The 19,028-nt window shown below is 65.0% G+C and carries 13 protein-coding genes and 1 pseudogene; 7 read left to right on the top strand and 7 right to left on the bottom strand.

From position 1 onward, the window contains the following. Positions 1 to 146 precede the first annotated feature (146 nt). The 6 genes and pseudogenes from carB (at position 147) to Q0743_RS20890 (ending at position 10,092) form a co-directional block, all read left to right on the top strand. On the top strand, positions 147 to 3,611 hold the full coding sequence (gene carB, locus Q0743_RS20865) for a carbamoyl-phosphate synthase large subunit (RefSeq protein ID WP_298243373.1): 3,465 nt from the start codon (positions 147 to 149) through the stop codon (positions 3,609 to 3,611). 207 nt (positions 3,612 to 3,818) lie between these two features. Beyond that, complete coding sequence (greA, locus tag Q0743_RS20870; protein ID WP_018643807.1) at positions 3,819 to 4,292, top strand: transcription elongation factor GreA; 474 nt, start codon at positions 3,819 to 3,821, stop codon at positions 4,290 to 4,292. Between the two features lie 457 nt (positions 4,293 to 4,749). After that, a complete protein-coding gene (locus Q0743_RS20875) occupies positions 4,750 to 8,172 on the top strand; it encodes a helicase-related protein (protein WP_298243374.1) in 3,423 nt (1,140 codons plus the stop codon). A 13-nt stretch (positions 8,173 to 8,185) separates the two neighbouring features. Beyond that, a pseudogene (locus Q0743_RS20880) lies at positions 8,186 to 8,449 on the top strand (RNA-binding S4 domain-containing protein); the annotation flags it as partial. Positions 8,450 to 8,581: 132 nt separating this feature from the next. Next, positions 8,582 to 8,920 carry a ferredoxin FdxA gene (gene fdxA, locus Q0743_RS20885; RefSeq protein ID WP_063198086.1) on the top strand — a complete coding sequence of 113 codons (339 nt, stop codon included), beginning with the start codon at positions 8,582 to 8,584 and terminating at the stop codon, positions 8,918 to 8,920. Positions 8,921 to 9,264: 344 nt separating this feature from the next. Continuing rightward, positions 9,265 to 10,092, top strand: coding sequence for a CarD family transcriptional regulator (locus Q0743_RS20890; protein WP_298243375.1), 828 nt, complete (start codon positions 9,265 to 9,267; stop codon positions 10,090 to 10,092). A gap of 283 nt (positions 10,093 to 10,375) precedes the next feature. Here the strand turns inward: Q0743_RS20890 and Q0743_RS20895 are convergent, their stop codons facing one another. The 7 genes from Q0743_RS20895 to cyoA are packed head-to-tail and all read right to left on the bottom strand — an operon-like array spanning position 10,376 to position 17,307. Further along, the gene (locus tag Q0743_RS20895) at positions 10,376 to 10,909 is read right to left on the bottom strand and encodes a response regulator transcription factor (protein WP_298243376.1); all 534 of its coding nucleotides are present in this window, start codon (positions 10,907 to 10,909) and stop codon (positions 10,376 to 10,378) included. After that, positions 10,899 to 12,296: an ATP-binding protein gene (locus Q0743_RS20900; RefSeq protein WP_298243377.1), complete on the bottom strand. Its 1,398-nt coding sequence runs from the start codon at positions 12,294 to 12,296 to the stop codon at positions 10,899 to 10,901. Before Q0743_RS20900 ends, Q0743_RS20895 begins: the two co-directional genes overlap by 11 nt. Then, positions 12,268 to 13,119: an SURF1 family protein gene (locus Q0743_RS20905; protein ID WP_298243393.1), complete on the bottom strand. Its 852-nt coding sequence runs from the start codon at positions 13,117 to 13,119 to the stop codon at positions 12,268 to 12,270. The genes Q0743_RS20900 and Q0743_RS20905 overlap by 29 nt, the downstream gene beginning before the upstream one ends. Continuing rightward, positions 13,116 to 13,496, bottom strand: coding sequence for a cytochrome o ubiquinol oxidase subunit IV (gene cyoD, locus Q0743_RS20910; RefSeq protein ID WP_298243378.1), 381 nt, complete (start codon positions 13,494 to 13,496; stop codon positions 13,116 to 13,118). The genes Q0743_RS20905 and cyoD overlap by 4 nt, the downstream gene beginning before the upstream one ends. Continuing rightward, positions 13,493 to 14,122: a cytochrome o ubiquinol oxidase subunit III gene (gene cyoC / locus Q0743_RS20915; protein WP_298243379.1), complete on the bottom strand. Its 630-nt coding sequence runs from the start codon at positions 14,120 to 14,122 to the stop codon at positions 13,493 to 13,495. The genes cyoD and cyoC overlap by 4 nt, the downstream gene beginning before the upstream one ends. After that, positions 14,123 to 16,120, bottom strand: a complete 1,998-nt coding sequence (gene cyoB, locus Q0743_RS20920; protein ID WP_298243380.1) for a cytochrome o ubiquinol oxidase subunit I — start codon at positions 16,118 to 16,120, stop codon at positions 14,123 to 14,125. It lies immediately after the preceding gene. 26 nt (positions 16,121 to 16,146) lie between these two features. Further along, positions 16,147 to 17,307, bottom strand: coding sequence for a ubiquinol oxidase subunit II (cyoA, locus tag Q0743_RS20925; protein WP_298243381.1), 1,161 nt, complete (start codon positions 17,305 to 17,307; stop codon positions 16,147 to 16,149). 181 nt (positions 17,308 to 17,488) lie between these two features. Here cyoA and Q0743_RS20930 point away from each other — a divergent pair, with 181 nt between their 5' ends. Then, positions 17,489 to 18,817, top strand: coding sequence for an MFS transporter (locus Q0743_RS20930; protein ID WP_298243382.1), 1,329 nt, complete (start codon positions 17,489 to 17,491; stop codon positions 18,815 to 18,817). Positions 18,818 to 19,028: the final 211 nt, after the last annotated feature.

Consider the following 19,028-nt stretch of genomic DNA (forward strand, 5'->3'; position numbering starts at 1 on the left):
CATTTTTCGGGGTTTCGCCGCCCCGAAAACTGGTCTAAGACCCACCCGCGCGCGAGGGAAGGCCCCGCGCTCTCGGCTCAAGGGGACGCGCGGCAAGCGCGCCCTTTTTTTGTGCCTAAATTCCACTTCGACTTCGGCGAGAGTTGATGCCCAAACGTACAGACATCACCACCATCCTGATCATCGGCGCCGGTCCCATCGTGATCGGCCAGGCCTGCGAGTTCGACTATTCGGGCACGCAGGCGGTGAAGACGCTGAAGGAAGAGGGCTATCGCATCGTCCTCGTCAATTCCAATCCGGCCACCATCATGACCGACCCGGAATTGGCCGATGCGACCTATATCGAGCCGATCACGCCCGAAATTGTTGCGAAGATCATCGAGAAGGAACGTCACGTCATTCCCGGCGGCTTCGCGCTGCTGCCCACCATGGGCGGCCAGACCGCGCTGAACTGCGCGCTGTCGCTGCGCCGGCAGGGCACGCTGGAGAAGTTCGACGTCGAGATGATCGGCGCCACCGCCGACGCCATCGACAAGGCGGAGGACCGCCAGCTGTTCCGCGAGGCCATGACCAAGATCGGGCTCGAGACGCCGAAATCGCGGCTCGCCAACGCCTCGGCCTTGAAGAAGTCGTTCCGCGACAAATACCTTGCCGAGCGCGAAAAGCTCTCGGGCGCCGCACTCGAAGAGCATGAGCGGCAATGGACGCTGGGCGAGAGCGACCGCCGCAAGCGCTATCAGGAATACGCGCTCGGGCAGGCGATGATGGCGCTGTCCGAGATCGGCCTGCCCGCGATCATCCGCCCCTCCTTCACCATGGGCGGCACCGGCGGCGGCATCGCCTACAACAAGGAAGAATTCCTCGACATCATCGAGCGCGGGCTCGACGCGTCTCCGACCAACGAAGTGCTGATCGAAGAATCCGTGCTCGGCTGGAAAGAGTACGAGATGGAGGTGGTGCGCGACAAGAAAGACAATTGCATCATCGTCTGCTCGATCGAGAACCTCGATCCGATGGGCGTGCACACCGGCGATTCCATCACGGTGGCGCCGGCGCTGACGCTGACCGACAAGGAATACCAGATCATGCGCGACGCCTCGCTGGCGGTGCTGCGCGAGATCGGCGTCGAAACCGGCGGCTCCAACGTGCAGTTCGGCGTCAATCCCGAAGACGGCCGCATGGTCGTGATCGAGATGAATCCGCGCGTGTCGCGCTCCTCTGCGCTGGCGTCGAAGGCCACCGGCTTTCCGATCGCCAAGGTCGCGGCCAAGCTCGCCGTCGGCTACACGCTCGACGAGATCGCCAACGACATCACGGGCGGTGCAACGCCCGCCTCGTTCGAGCCGACCATCGACTACGTCGTCACCAAGGTGCCGCGCTTCGCCTTCGAGAAATTCCCCGGCGCCTCGACCACGCTGACGACGTCGATGAAGTCGGTCGGCGAGGTCATGGCGATCGGCCGCACCTTCCAGGAGAGCCTGCAGAAGGCGCTGCGCGGGCTCGAGACCGGACTGACCGGCCTCGACGAGATCGAAATCGAGGGCCTCGGCCGCGACGACGACAAGAACGCGATCCGCGCCGCGCTCGGCACGCCGACGCCGAACCGCATTCTTCAGGTCGCCCAGGCCATGCGGCTCGGCTGGTCGAACGAGGACATCTTCAACTCCTGCAAGATCGATCCGTGGTTCCTCAGTGAGATGCGCGGCATCGTCGACATGGAGGAGAAGGTCCGGAAGAACGGCCTGCCCGGCAACGCCTTCGGCATGCGCACGCTCAAGGCCATGGGTTTTTCGGACGCGCGCCTTGCGGTGCTGGCCGAGACGACGGAAGCCGAGGTCACCGCGAAGCGCCACGCGCTCGGCGTGCGCCCCGTCTACAAGCGCATCGACACCTGCGCAGCCGAGTTCGCCTCGCCCACCGCCTACATGTACTCGACCTACGAGTCGCTGTTCGCGGGCGCGCCCGCGGACGAGAGCACCCCGTCCGACAAGAAGAAGGTCATCATTCTCGGCGGCGGGCCGAACCGCATCGGCCAGGGCATCGAGTTCGACTATTGCTGCTGTCACGCCTGCTTCGCGCTGCATGACGCCGGCTACGAATCCATCATGGTCAACTGCAATCCGGAGACGGTGTCGACCGATTACGACACCGCCGACCGGCTCTATTTCGAGCCGCTCACCGCCGAGGACGTGCTGGAGATCATCGCCAAGGAACGCAGCAACGGCACCCTGCACGGGGTGATCGTGCAGTTCGGCGGCCAGACGCCGCTGAAGCTCGCCCGTGCGCTGGAAGCTGCCGAGGTGCCGATCCTCGGGACCTCGCCCGATGCCATCGACCTTGCCGAGGACCGCGACCGCTTCAAGCGCGTGCTCGACAAGCTCCGTCTCAAGCAGCCGAAGAACGGCATCGCCTATTCGGTCGAGCAGGCTCGCCTCGTCTCGGCCGATCTCGGCCTGCCCCTGGTGGTGCGCCCGTCCTACGTGCTCGGCGGCCGCGCGATGCAGATCATCCGCGAGGAGAACCAGCTCAACGACTATTTGCTCGGCACGCTGCCGGAGCTGGTGCCGGCCGACGTCAAGGCGCGCTATCCCAACGACAAGACCGGGCAGATCAACACCGTGCTCGGCAAGAACCCGCTGCTGTTCGACCGCTATCTGTCCGACGCCACCGAGATCGACGTCGACTGCCTCTGCGACGGCAAGGACACCTTCATCGTCGGCATCATGGAGCACATCGAGGAAGCCGGCATCCATTCCGGCGACAGCGCCTGCTCGCTGCCGCCGCACTCGCTGGATGCGAAGATGATCGAGGAGCTGGAGCGGCAGACCCGCGAGCTCGCACTCGGCCTCGACGTGGTCGGCCTGATGAACGTGCAATACGCCATCAAGGACGGCGAGATCTACGTGCTCGAGGTCAACCCGCGCGCCTCGCGCACCGTGCCCTTCGTCGCCAAGGTGGTCGGCACGCCGGTCGCCAAGATCGCCGCGCGCATCATGGCCGGCGAGAAGCTCGCCGACTTCAAGCTGAAGAAGGCGAAGCTCAAGCACGTCGGCGTCAAGGAATCGGTCTTCCCGTTCGCGCGCTTCCCCGGCGTCGACACCGTGCTCGGCCCCGAGATGCGCTCGACCGGCGAGGTCATGGGCATCGACCGCAACTTCGAGGTCGCCTTCGCCAAGAGCCAGCTCGGCGGCGGCACGCGAGTACCGGGCAAGGGCACGGTGTTCGTCTCGGTGCGGGAGAGCGACAAGACGCGCATCGCCGAGGCCGTGCGCGAATTGCATTCGCTCGGCTTCAAGGTACTGGCAACCTCGGGCACGCAGCGCTTCCTGGCTGATCAGGGCATCCCGACCGAGAAGGTGAACAAGGTGCTGGAGGGACGGCCGCACATCGTCGATGCCATCACCAATGGCGACGTCCAGCTCGTCTTCAACACCACCGAAGGCCCGCAGGCGCTGGCCGACAGCCGATCGCTGCGGCGCGCGGCCCTCTTGCATAAAGTGCCGTATTACACCACTCTTTCCGGGGCCGTGGCGGCCGCGCAGGGCATACGCGCCTATCTGGGCGGGGACCTTGAGGTTCGTACCCTGCAGAGCTACTTTTCGGAAACCTGATCGCTAGCGGCGGCAAACCCGCCGCTAAGTGATTGGCAATGAAGCCACAATGGCCGGAGGAACTGTCCGGCCATGTGGTTGTTCTGTTCCGGCGCCAGACCCACATAACACCCCGGTGGGCGCGTGTTCAGCCCCGGGAGTACCGACGAATCAAGGTTGCCGCGCCCCGGCTTGTGTGGGGCGCGCAGCTGAAGGACGAGAGAAGAGATGGAAAAGGTTCCGATGACCCAGGCCGGCTTTGTCGCGCTCGGGGAAGAATTGAAGAAGCGCCAGTCGGAAGATCGTCCGCGGATCATCGAGCATATCGCGGAGGCACGCTCGCACGGCGACCTGTCGGAGAACGCGGAATATCATGCCGCGAAGGAAGAGCAGTCCCACAACGAGGGCCGTATCGCCGAGCTCGAGGACAAGCTCGCGCGTGCCGACATCATCGACATATCCAAGCTCTCCGGCGACACCATCAAGTTCGGCGCCACCGTGACCCTGGTCGACGAAGACACCGAGAAGAAGACGGTGTGGCAGATCGTCGGCGAGGTCGAGGCCGACGCCAAGAAGGGCCGCATCTCCATCACCTCGCCGCTCGCGCGCGCGCTGATCGGCAAGAAGAAGGGCTCGACCGTCGAGGTCAACGCACCCGGCGGCGCCAAGGCATACGAGATCACCAAGGTGGAGTGGCGGTAAGCATTTGCCGCTGCGCCGACGTTTTTTGAAAAGGCCGCGCACTGCGCGGCCTTTTTTGTTGCTCTGTGATCGTGATGAGCTGTGATCTCACCTCGTCATTGCGAGGAGCTCTTGCGACGAAGCAATCCAGACTACTTCCGCGGAGAGATTCTGGATTGCTTCGCTGCGCTCGCAATGACGATGTTGATGCAGCCGGCACTACTCCATCACCGTCAAACCTGAGGTGGCCGCTTCTTCAGCGGCCCTCGAAGGGCGACCGCCACACTGGTGCCGCGCGCTCTTACATGCGGGCCGCTCTTCCTTCGAGGCTCCCCATGGGACGCGTTGCGTCCCATGCCTCGCACCTCCAGCGACAACGGCTTTGCCGTTGCGCGGGGATGACGGAACGGGCATTGCGCGCCCTCCGCCCCAGACAGCACTGACATTCGCCCAAATTGCCACTACCTAATCACCCAGAATGCCCTTTTCTTCCTCCCCCTTCGCTTCCGAGCGCGCCCTTCACGATCGAGTGCCTGGCGCGGGCGTCACTGCGGTGCTCGGGCCCACCAACACCGGCAAGACCCATCTCGCCATCGAGCGGATGCTCGCGCATCCCTCGGGCATGATCGGCCTGCCGCTGCGCCTCCTGGCGCGCGAGGTCTACAACAAGATCGCCGCACGCGTCGGCAGCGAGGCCGTCGCGCTCGTCACCGGCGAGGAGAAGATCAAGCCCAGGAATCCGCGCTATTGGGTCTCGACCGTCGAGGCGATGCCGCGCGACCTCGACCTTTCCTTTCTCGCCGTCGACGAGGTCCAGATCGCGAGCGATCTCGAACGCGGCCATGTCTTCACCGATCGCATCCTCAACCGCCGCGGCCGCGACGAGACGCTGCTGCTGGGCGCTGCCACCATGCGCCCGATCATCGAGCGGCTGCTGCCCGGCGTTTCCATGATCACGCGGCCGCGCCTGTCGCAGCTGGAATTCGCCGGCGACCGCAAGATCACGCGCCAGCCGCGCCGCACCGCCATCGTCGCGTTCTCGGCCGACGAAGTCTACGCCATCGCCGAGCTGATCAAGCGCCAGCATGGCGGCGCCGCCGTGGTGCTGGGATCGCTCTCGCCCCGCACGCGCAACGCGCAGGTGGAGATGTTCCAGAACGGCGACGTCGATTATCTCGTTGCCACCGATGCCGTCGGCATGGGCCTCAATCTCGACGTCGACCACGTCGCCTTTGCCTCCGACCGCAAGTTCGACGGCTTTCAGTTCCGCCGCCTGACGCCGTCCGAGTTCGCGCAGATCGCGGGACGCGCGGGCAGGGCCACGCGCAACGGCACCTTCGGCACCACAGGGCGCTGCGCGCCGTTCGAGCCCGAGCTCGTCAACGCGCTGCAGAACCACACTTTCGATCCGGTGAAGATGCTGCAATGGCGCAATTCGAAGCTGGATTTCTCCTCGCTCGGCGCGCTCCAGGTCTCGCTGAACCTCGCCCCCGGCCATGAGGCGCTGACGCGCGCGCCAATCGCCGAGGACATGCGCGTGCTCGACCATGCCGCCCGCGACGCCGAGGTGCGCGATGTCGCGCACGGCAAGGAGGCCGTGGAACGGCTGTGGGAGGCCTGCCAGGTCCCGGACTACAGGAAATTGTCGCCGGCCGCCCATGCCGAGCTGGTGACCACGCTCTACGGCTTCCTGATGCGGAAGGGCTGCATCCCCGATGCCTGGTTCGAAGCCCAGGTCACCCAGGCCGACCGCATCGACGGCGACATCGACACGCTGTCGGCCCGGATCGCACAGATCCGCACCTGGACCTTCGTCGCCAACCGCCCGGACTGGCTGAAAGGCCCCGAACGCTGGCAGGGGATCGCGCGGGAGGTCGAAAATAAATTATCGGATGCGCTCCATGAACGCTTGACTGAGCGTTTCGTTGATCGCCGGACCAGTGTATTGATGCGCCGCCTGCGGGAGAACACGAGCTTGAATACTGAAATCGGCAAGACCGGCGAAGTCATCGTCGAAGGCCATGTCATCGGCCGCCTCGACGGCTTCACCTTTGCACCGGATGCGGCGGAAGCAGGCTCCGATGCGAAAGCCTTGCAGGCTGCAGCGCAAGCGGTGCTCGCCGGCGAGATCAACACGCGTGCCGAAAAGCTCGGCAATGCGCCGGACGATCAGTTCGTGCTGACCTCCGAAGGCACCATCCGCTGGACCGGCGATGCCGTGGCGCGACTGTCTGCCGCAGAGGACGCGCTGCATCCGCGCATCCGCATCATCTCCGACGAAAGGCTCACCGGGGCGCCCCGCGAAAAAGTGCAGGCCCGGCTCGAGCTCTGGCTCAAGACCCATATCGAGAAGCTGCTCGGGCCGATGTTCGAGCTTTCCAAGGCGGAGGACGTCACCGGTATCGCCCGCGGGATCGCCTATCAGCTGGTCGAGGCGCTCGGCGTGCTGGAGCGGCCCAAGATCGCCAATGAGCTGAAGGATCTCGACCAGCCCTCGCGTGCCGTCCTGCGGAAGTACGGCGTCCGCTTCGGCGCCTATCACATCTATTTCCCCGGCCTGCTCAAGCCCGCCGCGCGCGCGCTCGCCGCGCTGCTCTGGGCGCTGAAGCAGGACAATGTCGATCTGTCCTCTCTCTCGGGCGCGCAGCATCTGGCCTCATCGGGCCGCACTTCTTTCCCGGTCGACAAGGCGCTGCCGCGCGATGCCTATCGCGTGCTCGGCTACAAGCAGGCCGGCGAGCGCGCCGTGCGCGTCGACATCCTGGAGCGCCTGGCCGATCTGATCCGCCCGGCGCTGGCCTGGCGCGAGAATGCCTCCGGCGAGAAGCCGGCCGGCGCCTTCGACGGCCGTGGCTTCGTGGTGACGCAGGCGATGACCTCGCTCACGGGATCTGCCGGCGAGGATTTCGCCTCCGTGCTGCGCGCGCTCGGCTATCGCATGGAGAAGCGTCCGCCGCTGCCGGCAAAACCGGCCGTGGTGGAAACGGTCGCGGCCGAAACGCCGCCGGCTGAAGGCAGCGCCGAGGCCTCGGCAGAGACTTCGACCGAGACGGCGGCGGAAGCCGTTGCCGGCCTGCCCGAGGAGACCCCGGCCGTCGAGACTGCCGTTGAAGGCGTCACCGTCGAAGATGCGCCCGGCATGGAGCAGCACGACGAGCCCGCCCCGGCAGAGCCCGCGCTCGAAGCGTCTCCTGAGGTGCCCGTGACGCCCGAAGACGCCCCCGGCATCGCGCCGCCGGCTGACGAGGCCGCTGCGCCGGTGGAGGCTGCCGGCCTCGAAGCGGCTGCCGCCGAGACCGTGGCAACGGAAGCCGCTGCGTCACCCGATGCCGCCGCGCCTGAAGCTGCGGCCGCGCCCGCCGAGCCCGAACTGGTCGAAGTCTGGCGTCCCGGCGGCCGTCACGAGGACCGCAAGCCGCGCCACGAGCGCCACCGTCACCAGCGCCATCACAACAACCAGCGGCCGCAGGCCGGTGCCGAGGCGGGCGCTGCGCCCGCGGAAGGCGAAGCCGCCGAAGGCGCCAAGCCCGGTGAAAGGCATCGTCATGGCGGCGGTCATCGCCGCGACGGCAACAGGGACTTCCGCAAGCCGCGCGAAGGTGGCGAGGGCGGCGAGCGCCGCGACGACCGCAATCGCAGCTTCCAGGGCAAGGACCGCGACAAGGATCGCGATCGCAACCGCGACAACAAGAAGTTCGGCGGCGATCGTGACAAGGGTCGCGACAACCGTGGCCGCGACCGCGACAAGGGCCGCGACCGCCGAGATCGCGAATCCGGTCCGTCGCTCCGTCCCTACGCTTCGAGCGCGAACCCGCGCGAGCGCGATCGTCCCGCCGATCCCAACTCGCCGTTCGCCAAGCTCGCTGCGCTGAAAGAGCAGCTGTCGGGACGCAAGGAGTAACCCCACGACCACCGAGCGGCAGCGCCTCGACAAATGGCTGTGGCACGCGCGGGTGGTGAAAGCGCGTACCTCTGCGGCCGAGCTCGTCGAGACCGGCCACGTTCGCGTCAACGGCGAGCGGGAGAAATCTCCGGGCCATGCGATCAAGCTCGGCGACGTCGTCACCGTCGCGCTCGATCGCACCGTGCGCGTGTTGAGAGTGACAAGCTTTAGCGAACGCCGTGGCGATGCTGCCGCGGCGCGGGTGCTCTACGAAGAGCTCGGAACGCGCAATTAATTGCGCTTCTTATTCATTTCTTGGTCGATCAAACGCACACAAGTGTCATGATCGGGCTTTCCCGACCTTGCAGCGCAGGGCCATCCGCGCTACGCAGGCCGCGACTTTTAAAAGAGCTTTTCGGAGCGTTGGATGACTTACGTCGTCACTGAAAACTGCATCAAGTGCAAGTACACCGACTGCGTCGAGGTCTGCCCGGTCGACTGCTTCTACGAGGGTGACAACATGCTCGTCATCCACCCCGACGAGTGCATCGATTGCGGCGTGTGCGAGCCGGAATGCCCCGCCGACGCTATCAAGCCGGACACGGAACCGGGCCTGGAAAAGTGGCTGGAAGTGAATACCCAGTACGCCAAGAGCTGGCCGAACATCACCCAGAAGAAAGAATCACCTGCCGACGCCAAGGAATTCGACGGCATGGAAGGCAAGTTCGAGAAATATTTTTCTCCGAACCCCGGCTCCGGCGACTAATTCGGGCCCAAACTTAACCCTAATAGCGGCCCTGCCGCCGAAAACCAGCCCTGAAGACCCCTAAATCATTGATTTTTGCGGGAAATGTGCTATATTGGGCACATTAAGCCGAACCCTGTCAGCCCCGTTGGCCCCGCTGGGTTCCCGTGAAACCAAATGTCGAACAGGGGCGTGGCAGTTTCCGCGCGCAGGCTGTGTCACAGAAAACGCGTAAAAAGAGTACTTCAGCGAGGGCTTCCCATAAGGAGGCCAAAAAAGTCGCCGCGGCCAGCCGTAGCGCATCCAAGGGTCGGACCGCGACGAAGGCGCCGGCTGCAAAGTCCTCGAAGAACAAAAGAAGCGCAATGCCTAACAAGACTGCCAAACCGGCCGCGAAAGCGACCGTTGCCAAGCCTGCTGCCAAGCCTGTGACTGCCAAGCCTGCCGCCGTCAAGGCTCCCGCTGCCAAGCCGGCCGCGCCGAAGGCTCCTGTTGCTGCTGCTCCTGCCAAGGCCCCCGTCGCTGCCGCCAAGCCGGTTGCCAAGCCCGCTGCCGCGCCGAAGGTCGAGGAAAAGAAGGTCGTGACCCAGCGCCAGGGCTTCAAGGCCAACGAATTCGTCGTCTATCCCGCTCACGGCGTCGGCCAGATCCTGGCCATCGAGGAGCAGGAGATTGCCGGTGCGAAGCTCGAGCTGTTCGTCATCAACTTCATCAAGGACAAGATGACGCTGCGCGTGCCGACCGCCAAGGTCGCCAATGTCGGCATGCGCAAGCTGTCCGAGCCCGCGCTGGTGAAGAAGGCGCTGGAGACCCTCAAGGGCCGCGCCCGCGTCAAGCGCACCATGTGGTCGCGCCGCGCCCAGGAATACGAAGCGAAGATCAATTCGGGCGACATCGTCGCGATCGCGGAAGTCGTGCGCGATCTCTACCGCTCGGAATCGCAGCCGGAGCAGTCCTACTCGGAACGCCAGCTCTATGAAGCGGCGCTCGATCGTCTGTCCCGCGAGATCGCGGTGGTGCAGCACTCGACCGAGACCGAAGCGGTCAAGGAGATCGAGGCCCAGCTCGCCAAGAGCCCGCGCCGGACCAACGCCAAGGCGGAAGCCGCCGACGGCGAGGGCGACACGGATGCCGAGGGCGATACCGACGATAGCGATGGCGACGACACCACCGTCGCCGACGAGGCCGCGTAAGCGCCTCGCGTCGATCGCAAGCAATCAAAAGCCCGGCCGCTCGGCCGGGCTTTTTGTTTGGGGATGCTTGTCCAAGACGATACGGAAGCTTTGTGCGAGAGCTCTCTCGACCAACTCGGTGTCGTCCCGGCGAACGCCGGGACCCATACTCCCAGGGAGAAGTTTGACGAAGATATTTTGTTCGGTACCTCTACCGATCGCAACGACAGATTCCGCGGTATGGGTCCCGGCGTTCGCCGGGACGACGAGAGGGGAGAGTGTTCGTCAAACGTCGTGTGGCGGCCTACTTCACCGGCCGCTTCTCGAGCTTCCTTGCCAGCGTGCGCCGATGCATGCCCAATCGTCGCGCCGCCTCGGAGATGTTGAAATCGGTCTCGATCAGGGTCTGGTGGATGCGCTCCCATTCCAGTGTCTTGATCGAGGTCGGCCGCGCATCGAGCGCGACCTCGGTATTGCCTTCGGCCTTGGTGAAGGCGGCTTCGATGTCGTCGGTGTTGGAGGGTTTTGCGAGATAGTGGCAGGCCCCTAACTTAATCGCCTCCACCGCGGTGGAGATGCTGGCAAAGCCCGTGAGCACCACGATCAGCATGTCGGGGTCATGCGTGTGCAGAAGCTCGACGCAGGCAAGGCCCGAGGCGCCGCCGAGCTTGAGGTCGACCACGGCATGGCCGAAGGTCCGTTCCTCCAGCGCCTTGCGCACGTCCTCGATCGAGGCGGCCAGCACGACCTCGTAGCCGCGGCGCTCGAACGAGCGCTTCAGCGTGCGCGCAAAGCCTTCGTCGTCCTCGACGACGATGAGCGAACGGTCAGGCGTCAAAATTTCCTCCGATCGCGAGGGTAGCGAGCGGCAGCGTCAGGCGCACGGTGGCGCCGCGCTTCCTGTGGTTCTCGGCGGTCACGCTGCCGCCCAGCTTGCGCACCACGTTCACGACCAGGAACAGGCCGAGCCCGCCGCCGGTGCGGCCCTTGCTCGATTGGTAGGGCTTTCCGAGCTGCGCCAGCATTTCCGGCGCAAAGCCCGGGCCGCGATCGCTGATCGACAGCACGAGGTTGTCGCCTTCGCGCTCGGCCACGAGCTCGACCCAGTCGCGCGAGACCTCATAGGCGTTGTCGAGCACGTTGAAGATGACCTGCTTCAAGGCGATGTCGGAGACGATCGCGACGTCCGCGCCGAACGTATTGACGAAGTAGAGCGTCCGCGCCGAGCGCGCGTCGCGCCACTCGTCGACCAGGGCGGTCACGAACGCCGTCACCGTGGTCGGCGAGGAGCCTTCGCCGCGCGCTTCGCCCGCCGAGACCAGAATGCCCGTCACGATCGACTTGCAGCGCTGCAGCGAGGTCTCCATCTCCGTGAGATCCTCGGCGAGCTCCTGATCGGCGGCGAGATCCGGCATGCGGCGCCAATCGCTGAGGATCACCGAGAGCGAGGCCAGCGGCGTGCCCAGCTCATGCGCCGCGCCGGAGGCGAGCAGGCCCATGCGCACGATGTGATCCTGTTCGGCGGCGTGCTGGCGCAGCGCCGCCAGATGCGCATCGCGCTCCCTCAGGTTTCGATTGATGCGGGTGACGAACACGACGAGCAGCACGGCGTTGAGCACGAAGCCGAGCAGCATGCCCGCAACGGTGAGGCTATAGGTCTCGCTGATCGGGTTCGGCGGCAGATCGAGCGGCCGGTAGGCCAGCGTCAACCAGACAAAACTCGCGCAGGTCAGTGCGACCAGCGACCAGGTCGAGCGGGCATCGAGCAGCACCGCGCCCAGCGTCACCTGCAGCAGGAACAGCGAGGTGAAGGGATTGGTGGCGCCGCCGGAAAGGTAGAGCTGCGCGGTCAGCGCCGCGACGTCCAGCATCAGGGCGACCAGCAGCTCGTTGTTGGTGATCGCGGCGCGATGGCGCACCCAGATCAGGCTGGAGACGTTGAGCAGCACCAGCGCGCCGATCACCGCGCCCATCCGCTCCAGGGGTAAGGGAATGCCGAGCCCGAAATGCACGCCGCCGATGGTCACGATCTGCCCGACCACCGCGGTCCAGCGCAGCTGGATCAGCAGCGCCATGTTCTTGCGGTTGGTCTCGTCATCGGTCGGCGCAGCACCGATCAGCTCGCTGCGCGCATCCGCCTGCGATTGCAGCGTGACGGTCAGCTCGCCAGGCGCTTGGCGAGGCGTGTTTCCGCCGTCAGGTTTGCTCGACGATCTCTCCAGCATCTGATCCCGTCCTGCGCGCGGCGGCACCTGGGCCACCGGCCGGTTCGTGGACGAAGCGCTTGCGGCGGAACAGCCCGCCGCCGAATGTGACGAAAAGCTTAGCCGCCAGCATGAAGGCGAGGGCAAACCACGTCAGCGCGTAGATCAGGTGGTTATTGGGAAAGCGCACCACGGTCAATCCGCCGATGGGCCCGCGGCCGGATTGTGATCCGGCGTCAACATCGACGAAGAACGGCGCGACGTTCTGGAGGCCCCGCGCTGCCGCGATCGCGGCGACATCCCGCGAGTACCAGCGGTTGTGCTGGGGCACGTTGTTCCGGAGGAAGCCGCCTTTGGGCTCCGTGATGCGGAGCAGGCCGGTGATCTCGACCTGACCGTCCTGATTGCCGTCCCGCCGTGCCGATGGGTCACGCCGCTCCGACGGCACGAAGCCGCGGTTGACCAGAACGAGCGTACCGTCGCCGCGCCGAAGCGGCGTCAGCACCCAATAGCCCGGACCTTCCTCGGTGACGGCCTGAACCAGCGTCTCGCGGTCATGCAGGAAGCGGCCGGCGACGCTGACATGCCTGTATTCGTCGCTGGCCGCGCTGACCGCAGGCCACGATGCGGGCGAGGGAATCGGCTGGGCCGGGGCGTGAACACGCTGCTCGACGCGGTCGATCAGCGCCAGCTTCCAGGCGCGGCGTTCGATCTGCCAGACGCCGAGGGCGATCAGGACGACAAAGGCTGCCAGCGAGAGGACCGTGAGCCACAGGGACGGGGAGCGCGCAGTCTTGCTGCGCGCATCGTCCGTCCTGCTCGTCACGGTCCCGATCTCGCTCACTTCATTCCGCTCATCTGGTGCATGGGCATCATGTTGCTGTTGAGGTGGCTCATCACCCACAGCGAACCCGACAGCGCGATTACCACCATGACGATGGTGAAGATCAGGGCCATCATGGTCCAGCCGTTCTCGGATTTGGCGCTCATGTGCAGGAAGTAGATCATGTGCACGACGATCTGCACGACCGCGAAGGCCATGATGACGAGGGCGGTGATCTGCTTGCTCGGCAGCGTGCCGCTCATCACCAGCCAGAACGGGATCGCGGTGAGCACGACCGAGAGCACGAAACCGAGCATGTAGCCCGAGAACGTGCTGTGGGCGTGACCGTCGTCGTGGTGATGGTCGTCCGCGTGCGCGGCGTGGGTATCGGTGCTCATCGCAGAACTCCCAGGAGATAGACGAAGGTGAAGACGCCGATCCAGACCACGTCGAGGAAGTGCCAGAACATCGACAGGCACATCAGGCGGCGGCGGTTGGCTTGGATCAGGCCGAACTTCTGCACCTGCACCATCAGCGTCACCAGCCAGATCAGGCCGCAGGAGACGTGCAGGCCGTGGGTGCCGACCAGGGTGAAGAACGCCGACAGGAAGGCGCTGCGCTGCGGCGTGGCGCCCTCATGGATCATATGCGCGAACTCGGTGAGCTCGATGCCGATGAAGGCGAGGCCGAACAGGCCGGTGATCGCCAGCCAGATCTGGGTCTGCGCGACCTTGTTCTGCTGCATCGTCAGAATGGCAAAGCCGTAGGTGATCGACGACAGCAGCAGCATCGAGGTGTTCACCGCGACCAGGTTCAGGTCGAACAGGTCCTTCGGCGCCGGGCCGGCAGCGTAGTTGCCGCCGAGCACGCCGAAAGTGGCGAACAGGATCGCGAAGATGAGACAGTCGCTCATCAGATAGATCCAGAAGCCGAGCGAGGTGCTCCAGCCTTCCGGATGCGGATGTTCGTCGGCGAGGTAGAAGACCGGCTCGCCGGTCTGCGAGGGATTGACGGCGACAGTCATTTACTTGGCTCCGGCGAGCAGTTTGGTGCGCGCGTCCTCGGTCCGGATGACGTCTTCAGCCGGAATGTCGAAGTCGCGGTGATAGTTGAAGGTGTGACCGATGCCGACGACGAGCAGCCCGGCGAAGCTCAATGCGGCCAGCCACCAGATGTACCAGATCAGGCCGAAACCCATCGCGGTGGCGAGGCCGGCGAGGATGATGCCGGTGCCGGTGCTGCTGGGCATGTGGATCGGCTTGAAGCCGGTGAGCGGACGCTGATAGCCCCGGCGCTTCATGTCCCACCATGCGTCATTGTCGTGAACGACGGGGGTGAAGGCGAAGTTGTAGTCCGGCGGTGGCGAGGAGGTCGCCCATTCCAGCGTGCGCGCATCCCAGGGATCGCCGGTGACGTCCTTGAGCTGCTCGCGCCGGAGCAGGCTGACCGCGAACTGCATCAGCATCGAGAGGATGCCGAGGAAGACCAGGAAAGCACCGATCGCGGCGATCACGAACCAGATCTGCAGGGACGGATCGTCGAACACGCGCAGGCGGCGGGTCACGCCCATCAGGCCGAGCACGTAGAGCGGCATGAAGGCGAGGTAGAAGCCGACGACCCAGAACCAGAACGACAGCTTGCCCCAGAACACATCGAGCTTGAAGCCGAACGCCTTCGGGAACCAGTAGTTGATGCCGGCGAACGCGCCGAACACCACGCCGCCGATGATCACGTTGTGGAAATGCGCGATCAGGAACAGGCTGTTGTGCAGGACGAAGTCGGCGGGCGGCACCGCGAGCAGCACGCCGGTCATGCCGCCCAGCACGAAGGTCAGCATGAAGGCGATCGTCCACATCATCGGTAATTCGTAGCGGATGCGGCCGCGATACATCGTGAACAGCCAGTTGAACATCTTCGCGCCCGTCGGGATCGAGATGATCATCGTGGTGATGCCGAAGAACGAGTTGACGCTGGCGCCCGAGCCCATCGTGAAGAAGTGGTGCAGCCACACCAGATACGACAGGATGGTGATGACGACGGTGGCGTAGACCATCGAGGTGTAGCCGAACAGCCGCTTGCCGGAGAAGGTCGAGGTGACCTCCGAGAAGATGCCGAAGGCCGGCAGAACCAGGATGTAGACCTCGGGGTGACCCCAGATCCAGATCAGGTTCACGTACATCATCGGGCTGCCGCCGAAATCGTTCGTGAAGAAGTTGGTGCCGACGTAACGGTCGAGCGAGAGCAGCGCGAGTACGACGGTCAGGACCGGGAAGGAGGCGACGATCAGGACGTTGGTGCAGAGCGAGGTCCAGGTGAACACCGGCATCTTCATCATGGTCATGCCGGGGCAGCGCAGCTTGACGATGGTGCAGATCAGGTTGATGCCGGACAGCGTCGTTCCGACGCCGGCGACCTGCAGCGCCCAGATGTAATAGTCGACGCCGACATCAGGACTGTAGCCGATGTTCGACAGCGGCGGGTAAGCCAGCCAGCCGGTCCGGGCGAACTCGCCGATGAAGAGCGAGGCCATCACCAGCACCGCGCCGCCGACCGTCATCCAGAAGCTGAAATTGTTCAGGAACGGGAACGAGACGTCGCGGGCGCCGATCTGCAGCGGCACGACGTAGTTCATCAGGCCCGTGACCAGCGGCATCGCCACGAAGAAGATCATGATCACGCCATGGGCGGTGAAGACCTGGTCGTAGTGATGAGCGTTGAGATAGCCCTCCGAGCCGCCAAAGGCGAGCATCTGCTGGCCGCGCATCATCAGCGCGTCGGCAAAGCCGCGCAGCAGCATGACGATGCCGAGGATCATGTACATGATGCCGATGCGCTTGTGGTCCACGGTGGTGAACCATTCGCGCCAGAGGTAGCCCCAGAGGCGGAAATAGGTGAGGCCACCGAGCAACGCGGCGCCGCCGAGCGCGACCACGGCGAAAGTGCCGACGACGATCGGCTCGTGCAGCGGCAGAGATTCGAAGCCGAGCCGGCCGAAGATGAGCTTGAGAAGATCAGGAGACATGCGGGGATCTCTTTAGGAATCTGACTTCAGGAATCGGACTTGGGACGCAGTCCGAGGAAGAAGGACGAGGACTTCAGCGGCGTGAAGGTCGGCCGCTTCAGGCCGGCGCCGGTGAGCGGCGCAATATCGATCGGAGCCTTGATCGACGCCGTGGTCTGTCCCTGCGGCGCATCCGGCGTGCAGGTGCCGGCGACGAAGACAGGCTCGGGCCCGAGCGGGGCGCCGCGGCGGGCGTATTTGTCGTAGGTGAGCGGCAGGGTGTTGTTCAGGCCCTCATGGCCGTTGCCGCCCTTGGCGTCGATCGCCATCATCTCGCTCTGGCACATCTTGCCGGTCTCGACGCACATGTTGAGGATCAGGCGGTAGAGATCGGCATCGACGGCGCCCCAGCGGCGCACCGGCTCGTTCTGGCTCGGCTTTTCCAGCTGGAGATATTCGGCGCGGCCGAGCGCGCCGCCGGCGGATTTGGCCTGCGCGATCCAGGCGTCAAAGCCCTTGTCGTCGAGGCCCCTAAAATTGAAGTGCATGCCGGAGAAACCGGCGCCGCTGTAGTTCGCCGAGAAGCCCTTGTAGGTGCCGGCTTGGTTCACCACGGCGTGGAGCTTGGTCTCCATGCCCGGCATCGCATAGATCTGGCCGGCGAGCGCGGGGATGTAGAACGAGTTCATCACCGAGGACGCGGTGATGCGGAAGTTGATCGGACGATCGACCGGAGCTGCGAGGTCGTTGACGGTGGCGATGCCGTAGTCCGGGTAGATGAAGAGCCACTTCCAGTCGAGCGCGACGACGTCGACCTCGAGCGGGGCCTTGGACTGATCCACCGCGCGATCGGCATGGATGCGGCCGAGCGTGCGATAGGGGTCGAGCAGATGCGTGCCCATCCAGGTCAGCGCGCCCAGGCAAACGATGATCAAGAGCGGCGCCGACCAGATCACCAGCTCCAGCGCGGTCGAGTGATCCCATTCCGGCTCGTAGCGAGCGTCCGTGTTGGACTGGCGATAGCGCCAGGCGAACAGCACCGTCAGCGCCATCACGGGCACGACGATCAGGAGCATCAGGACGGTGGAGATGATGACGAGGTCGCGCTGTTGCGCGGCGATATCGCCGGCTGGCGCCAGCACGACGTAGTCGCAGCCGCTGAGCGCGGCAGCCAGAGGTAGTAGCGCCAGGATCTTGAGACGAGACACGGGCCGAGCCTTTGAGAATGAGTTTCTTTTGCGGGGCCAACGGGTAGCTGCGGCGCAGCAATCCGGACATTGGACAATTTGTCCAATGTTGCAGTGCGGAATGTTGGGTCAGACAAGGCCAGTCTGCCTGGCGCCCCGCCGGGCGGTCGGCTTTGGTTTTCAGGACGTTAAGGGCGCACGCATGGCGACGGCACAGACCCCCGCAATGGCAGACCTCCACTCGGGCGAGCACGGCCATGACCAGGCCAGTCCCGGGGAGATCGCCATCGGCGTCATCATCGGCCGCACCTCGGAATTCTTCGACTTCTTCGTCTTCGCGATTGCCTCGGTGATCGTGTTCCCCCGCCTGGTGTTCCCGTTCGCGAGCGAGCTGACCGGCACCCTCTATTCCTTCATGATCTTCGCGCTGGCCTTCATGGCCCGGCCGATCGGCACCGTCATTTTCATGACGGTCGACCGTGCCTACGGCAAGACCGCCAAGCTGATCTCGGCGCTGTTCCTGCTCGGCACCGCCACCGTGGCACTCGCGTTCCTGCCCGGCTATCACGACATCGGCGTCGCCGCGATCTGGCTGCTGGCGCTGGCGCGTATCGCGCAGGGTCTGGCCTGGGGCGGCGCCTGGGACGGCATGGCCTCGCTGCTGGCACTGAACGCGCCGGCCTCGCAGCGCGGCTGGTACGCGATGGTGCCGCAGCTCGGCGCGCCGCTGGGCCTGATCGTGGCGAGCGCTCTGTTCGCCTATTTTGCCGGCAACCTCTCGGCCGAGGATTTCTTCGACTGGGGCTGGCGCTATCCGTTCTTCGTCGCCTTCGCCATCAACGTCGTGGCGCTGTTCGCGCGCCTGCGCATGGTGACGACGGAGGAATATTCCTCGCTGTTCGAGACCCGCGAATTGCAGCCGGCGCGCATTTCCGAGACGGTGGCACGCGAAGGCCAGAACATCATGCTCGGTGCGTTCGCGCCGCTGGCGAGCTTTGCGCTGTTCCACATGGTCACGGTATTCCCGCTGTCCTGGGTGTTCCTGTTCACCCGCGAGAGCCCGGTGCGCTTTTTGATCATCGAGATCGTCGCCGCCGTATTCGGCGTCGGCGCGATCGTGGTCTCCGGCATCATCGCCGACCGGGTGGGGCGCAAATCGCTGCTGATGGGATCTGCAATCGCGATCGCGATCTACAGCGGCTTTGCGCCGCAGCTGCTCGATGCCGGCGCGTTCGGCGAGACCATCTACATGGTGATCGGCTTCATCCTGCTCGGCCTGTCGTTCGGGCAGTCCTCCGGCGCGATCGCCTCGAACTTCAAGCAGGCCTACCGCTACACCGCCTCCGCGCTGACCTCGGACATGGCCTGGCTGTTCGGCGCCGGCTTCGCGCCGCTGGTGGCGCTGTTGCTCGCCACCAATCTGGGCGTCATCGCCTCGGGTGCGTATCTGCTCTCGGGCGCGTTCTGGACGCTGCTCGCACTCTGGCTCAGCGGCCAGCGCGAGGCCGGCGACATGGACGCGGGGCGCTAATTAGGCGCGGGCTGCGGCTCCAAAAGAAGTGTCGTCCCGGCGAACGCCGGGACCCATAATCCCAGGCAGGGGTTATGGCGCGAGTTGGCAACTCCGAATCTTCGCCTAACTCCATCCTGTGGCTATGGGTCCCGGATCGGCGCGCGCTTTAGGCGCGCTTGTCCGGGACGACGGATGAGTTTGCGTCTCCAGATCCCGGGTTCGCGCTAAG

It is taken from the genome of uncultured Bradyrhizobium sp. (assembly GCF_936943645.1).
In the GTDB taxonomy this organism is placed as follows: Bacteria; Pseudomonadota; Alphaproteobacteria; order Rhizobiales; family Xanthobacteraceae; genus Bradyrhizobium.